Genomic DNA, 5,210 nt, shown 5'->3' with positions numbered 1-5,210 from the left:
CCCGCGAAGGTTGGTGTCGGGGGTGCGCCCCGCCCACACCACGCGGCGCAGGTCCGCCAGGTAGTCGTCCACGGGATAGGCCGAGGCGCTCATCTCCTGGCCCATCGACAGGCGGTCCAGCCGGCGCGGGTCCAGCAGCGCCTGTACGATGGCGGCCTGGGCCTGCGGCAGCGGCGACGGGCCCGTGCGCGAGGTGATGGCGGCGGGCGCCATCCACTCCGGCGTGTTGATCGCGTTCTCCGCCAGGAACGCCAGCGCGCGCTGCTGCCGGGCGCGGGGCACCGGCGCGTACACGGCGCCGGGCTGCACGGCCGTGCGCGGATCCACCGACACGCCGCCGATGATGCTGACGACGTGGCCCATGTACGTGCGCCACATTCCCACCGTTTCGCGGTACAGCTCCGTGAGGTCCTCGTCCGTCTCGCCGGCGCGCGCCGTCCACGCGGGGAGGTTGGGGACAACGCGGCGCAGGTTGGCGAGGGCGTAGGTGGTCGCCGCCACCGGATCGTCGCCCAGGTCCTCGGTCTGCGAGCGCGGGTCGATGCCCGACAGGTACTGCGGCAGGTAGCGGTACGGCATGGGCCCGGACTGGCTGGAAAGCATCCGGTCCAGCCGCGGGCGCTCCGACTCGGGCGTGGGCGCGTCGGGGAACACGCGGTAGCCCCACTCGATGATGAACTCGTCCCACGGTCCCAGGCGCCGGATGAAGTCCTTGGCGGCCAGCCCGTCGCCCGGCTGCGCGATGTAGTTCTGGCGCGCGTAGTCCATGATGGTGGCCGACACGCCGTACCGCCGCGTGAAGCTCACGCTGCGCAGCGAATCCACCGGGAACGACGACGAGGCGATCATGTTGTGGGGGAGCCCCAGCGCGTGGCCCACCTCGTGGGTGATCACCTGGCGCATGGTCTCGCCCATCAGCTCCTCGGGGATGTCGAGGCTGCGGGCCGCGGGATTGGCGGCGCCCGTCTCGATCATCAGCCGGTTGCGGTAGCTGCGCATGTGGTTGTGGTACCACACGATGTCGCTCTCGATGATCTCGCCCGAGCGCGGGTCCACGGTGCTGGGGCCCTGCGCGTTGCGCGTCGTGCTGGCCGACCAGCGGACGACCGAGTAGCGGATGTCTTCCGGGTCCCACTCCGGATCGTTCGCCGGCGGGTCCATCGCGCGGACGGCGTTGCGGAAGCCGGACTTTTCGAACACGCGGCTCCAGTCTTCCACGCCCATCCGCACGTACGGCCGCCAGCGCGCGGGCGTGGCGGGGTCGATGTAGTAGACGATGGGCTTCACCGGCTCCACCAGCTCGCCGCGTGCGTACGCCGCGGGATCGCTGGGCTCCAGCCGCCACCGCGCGATGAAGCTTTCCGTGGCCGCCTTCTGCTCGTCGAGCCCGTAGTTGATGCGCTCCACCCCGAAGAAGCCGGCGCGCGGGTCGGCGAAGCGCGGGCGCATTGGCTCGCGCGGAAGCAGCACCAGCGACTGCCGCATCTCCAGCGTCAGGGCGCCGCCGCTGCGGTCCGAGGGCGGTGCCGTGGCCTCGAAGGTCTGCGTGTGGCGCACCTCCACGTTCAGCGGGTAGCTGCGCACGGCGTTCACGAAGCTGCGCGCGGGGTCCAGCCGGCGCACCTTGTACTGCTCGCGCTGCGCCGTCGTGAGCCCGCTGAGCGCCGGCGTGTCGCCGCCGAAGAACTCGGTGACGTCCACCACCGCCGCGCTGTCGCGCCCGTACGCCGCCACGGGAAAGGCGGCCAGGATGGCGCCCAGGTAGTTGCTGGCCACGGCCTGGGCGATGGGAAGCGTGTCGTCCGCCACGGCCTCGGCGCCGATCGAACGAAGGATCACGCGGTCGCCCTGCCGCTCCCACCGCACCAGCCGCTCCTGAACGCTCACGCCCGCCGGGAGGAAGGCGCCGAAGTTGGCCGGCACCGCGGCGATGCGGCCCACGAGCAGGAAGTCGCGGCGGAAGAGCGAGTCCGGCACCTCCAGCAGCCACCGCTCGTCAACCTTGTGCACGGTGATGGCGCCGCTGTCCGTCACCGCCCGCGGGGGCACCACCTGCGCGTACGGACGCGGCCCGCGGGCCGCGGAGACGCCCCCGGACGATGCGCCGCCGGTGGAGCCGCCCGCCGGCGCCGCCGCGGGGGCCTCGCCGTCGGCGCGCGGCGTGGGCCGCGCCGCGGCGGTGGCGGCCTTGGGCGCGCACGACGCCGAGAGCACCGCCGCCGCGGCCAGGAAAGCCAACCAGAGTCTGCTTCGCACGATCACTCGCCTCGCTAAATGGATGTTTGCCCTGATTGTACCGCGATGAGTGCCGTTCACGCCAGCGACCCGTGGACGGGTCACCGGCGCGGCGTTACCATCACCCGTTCGCTGCCCCGCACCCGAGAACCGAGCCCGATGTCCGGACGCATCGCCGACGAGCTCCGCAACAGCAAGCCGCTGGCGTCGCTGGAAGTGGAAGCCGCCCTGAACATCCGCCGCACGGGCGACTTCCTGGAAAAGTGGACCAACGACGTGCTGTCCCCCGCCGGGCTGCGAGGCGACGAGTACAACGTCCTCCGCATCCTCCGCGGCGCGGGCGAGCAGGGGCATCCCTCGTCCGAAATCCGCGCGAGGATGATCCAGGACGCCGACCGGCTCCCGGCCATCCTCCACAACCTGCGCACCCGGGCGCTCGTCGACGGCACCCTGCGCGTTTCCATCACCCCGCGGGGGCTGGACGTGCTGGCCTCGGTGGACGGGAGACTGGACCAGGCCCTTCGCGACCGCTTCCGCCAGTTCCCGCCCGACACGCTGCGCACCGTGATCGACGTGATGGAGCGGCTGCGCGCGGACGGCTGACCGTCCGCGCCGCCCCCGTCAGCGCTTTTTGCCCAGCAGCGTGCCGCGGCAGCCGGGCACGCCGCAGACGCAGGGAAAGTGCTTCTTCATGGCGGGGGTGTGGCGCGCATCGAGGATGATGTTGTAGTCGTACGACAGCTCCTCGCCCGCGGCGATGTCGCGGATGCTTTCCACCCAGATCCGCCCATCCTCGATCACCGTCTCGCAGTTCGGGCGGCAGGAGTGGTTGATCCACCGCGCCCGGTTGCCCCGGTGCGCGGCGTCGATGATGGTCCCGTCCTCCAGTGCGAACAGAAAGGTGTGGTGCGGGCCCGAAAAGTCGTCCGGGTACCGCGCCTCGGCCTCGTCCACCGAAATGCGCTCGCCGCGGTACTCGATGATGCGCGTGCCGGCGGGAATCTCCCGGCGCGCGTACACGCCGCGGCCGTGGATGGCGGACGAGCGCACGGCCAGGTACTGCTCTGCGTTCAGGGTACGGTTCGGCATCCCCGGATTGTATCTCGCAGCGGCCCCCGCGCCAAGCGGCCCGCAGGTTGCCATCGTCGCCGCGTCCTTCTTTCCGTCACGAGGAGTACCGAAGATGGCCGATGATGTGGCCGCGCCCGCCGAACGCTACAACCCCCGCCGAACCTTCATCCGCCACACCGCGGGCGTTCCACTGGAGGTGACCTGCGTGCCGGGGAGCCCCGCCTCCACGCTGCAGAGCGTGAACGTCAGCACGGGCGGGCTCTCGTTCGTTTCCGACGAGCACCACGCGCTCGGCGCCATCATCCAGGTTCGCATCCCCACGGTGGATCCCCCGTTCGAGGCGCGCGCCCGGGTGGTGTGGATCAAGCCCGAGGGTGACGGATACTGCGTGGGAGTGGAGTTCCTGGACGCGAACGACGCCTTCCGTTCGCGGATGGTGGAGCAGGTGTGCGCCATCGAGCAGTACCGCGGCGAGGTACTGGAGAACGAGGGGCGCGAGCTCACCCCGCAGGACGCCGCCGCGGAGTGGATCGGGCGCTTCGCTGGCCGCTTTCCCGACGCGTAGTCCCGTGTCCGCCGCGGACTTCTACGACGCGCTGGCACCGGCGTACCACCTGAACTACGCCGACTGGGAGGCGAGCATCGCCCGCCAGGCGGCGGCGCTCCACGCCGTGCTCGGCGCCCGCGGCGTGGCCCCGGGAAGCACGGTGCTGGACGCCGCCTGCGGGGTGGGAACCCAGAGCCTGGGGCTGGCGGCTTTGGGATACCGCGTGACGGGATCCGACCTTTCGGCGGGCGCGGTGGCGCGGGCGCGTAGGGAGGCGGAGGGGCGCGGCCTGAGCATCCCCTTCCGCGTCGCGGACCTGCGCGCCCTGGCAGACGTGCACGCCCGCGAGTTCGACGTGGTGATCGCCTGCGACAACGCCATCCCTCATCTGCTGTCCGACGCCGAGATCGAGGCCGCCTTCGGGCAGATGTGGCGCTGCACCGCGCCCGGCGGAACCTGCCTGGTTTCCGTGCGCGACTACGACACCATCGACCGCGCCGGCGTGCAGTCGCGGCCACCCGTGGTGCACGCCGGCGGCGAAGGCCTCCGCATCCTCTTCCAGGTCTGGGAATCCGACGGCCAGCACTACGACCTGGCCATGTACGTCGTCCACGACACGCGCGAGCAGCCGCCGTCGGTGCAGGTGATGAGAACGCGGTACTACGCGGTCGGCATCCCCACGCTGATGGAGTCGATGCGGCGCGCCGGGTTCGAAGACGTCCAGCGGCTGGACGAGCCCTTCTATCAGCCGATCGTGGCCGGACGCCGCCCGCGCTGACGGAGGCAGGGGAGCCCGGGCTCGCCCCCCGCTGTTTTTGCGTATATCGGCGCGAGGCGCTTTGCCGCGGACGGCGTGAACGTGGGGCGAAAACACCTGTAGAGCCCGCGAATACTCTTGTTATGGCAAATTCCGGAGATTAGGATGAGGGGATCTTCTGCGCGCGCGATGGCGGCTCAGGAGATTCTTGCAGGAGCCGCCGTCCCGCTCCCCCCGATCCATCCCTGGCACCCCGCGAGGACCGCCCCATGGACCAGCCGTCGCCCGCACCCTCTCCGTCCCTGCTGCGCCGCCTGGCGCCCACGCTCGCCGTTGCCGGGATGTACGCGCTGGCGGCGTGCACCGCCGCGCGGAGCGCCCAAGCCCCGGCCGCGGGCCGGTTCGGCGTAGACACCGTCACCTACACGGCGACGGTTTCCAGCATCCCGTCCGACTCGCTGAGGCAGCCGATGGTGCTGACGGCGGCGCCGGTCACCGTGGGGGGCCAGCAGATGGGGATCGTCGACGTGCGGATGACCGTCGACACCGCGACGATGCTGGTGCCGCAAGCCGTCGTGCACTCCCGGGAAGTGCAGGTGC

Annotated in this window: 6 protein-coding genes; 4 read left to right on the top strand and 2 right to left on the bottom strand. The window is 71.3% G+C overall.

The features are described 5' to 3' along the window. The coding region (locus tag VIB55_RS18935; RefSeq protein ID WP_331878236.1) for a zinc-dependent metalloprotease at positions 1-2,238 on the bottom strand (2,238 nt) is incomplete at its 3' end. Positions 2,239-2,394: 156 nt separating this feature from the next. Between VIB55_RS18935 and VIB55_RS18930 the strand changes: the two genes are divergently transcribed. Further along, positions 2,395-2,838, top strand: coding sequence for a hypothetical protein (locus VIB55_RS18930; protein WP_331878235.1), 444 nt, complete (start codon positions 2,395-2,397; stop codon positions 2,836-2,838). Positions 2,839-2,856: 18 nt separating this feature from the next. On the opposite strand, the gene VIB55_RS18925 is transcribed toward VIB55_RS18930, so the two are convergent. Beyond that, the gene (locus VIB55_RS18925; RefSeq protein ID WP_331878234.1) at positions 2,857-3,324 is read right to left on the bottom strand and encodes an SET domain-containing protein; all 468 of its coding nucleotides are present in this window, start codon (positions 3,322-3,324) and stop codon (positions 2,857-2,859) included. 94 nt (positions 3,325-3,418) lie between these two features. On the opposite strand from VIB55_RS18925, the gene VIB55_RS18920 reads away from it, so the two are divergent. From VIB55_RS18920 to VIB55_RS18910, 3 genes are all read left to right on the top strand, one after another. After that, complete coding sequence (locus tag VIB55_RS18920) at positions 3,419-3,871, top strand: PilZ domain-containing protein (protein WP_331878233.1); 453 nt, start codon at positions 3,419-3,421, stop codon at positions 3,869-3,871. A 4-nt stretch (positions 3,872-3,875) separates the two neighbouring features. Beyond that, positions 3,876-4,631, top strand: coding sequence for a class I SAM-dependent methyltransferase (locus VIB55_RS18915; protein ID WP_331878232.1), 756 nt, complete (start codon positions 3,876-3,878; stop codon positions 4,629-4,631). Between the two features lie 248 nt (positions 4,632-4,879). Beyond that, a partial coding sequence (locus VIB55_RS18910) for a hypothetical protein (RefSeq protein WP_331878231.1) occupies positions 4,880-5,210 on the top strand: 331 nt, incomplete at its 3' end.

It is taken from the genome of Longimicrobium sp., from assembly GCF_036554565.1.
In the GTDB taxonomy this organism is placed as follows: domain Bacteria; phylum Gemmatimonadota; class Gemmatimonadetes; order Longimicrobiales; family Longimicrobiaceae; genus Longimicrobium.
This window is presented reverse-complemented; position numbering and strand designations above follow the sequence as displayed.

What these genes read in the sequence shown, in the direction of transcription:
- VIB55_RS18925 (WP_331878234.1), bottom strand. Translation starts at nt 3,324, where the DNA reads ATGCCGAACCGTACCCTGAACGCAGAGCAGTACCTGGCCGTGCGCTCG.
- VIB55_RS18930 (WP_331878235.1), top strand. Translation starts at nt 2,395, where the DNA reads ATGTCCGGACGCATCGCCGACGAGCTCCGCAACAGCAAGCCGCTGGCG.
- VIB55_RS18920 (WP_331878233.1), top strand. Translation starts at nt 3,419, where the DNA reads ATGGCCGATGATGTGGCCGCGCCCGCCGAACGCTACAACCCCCGCCGA.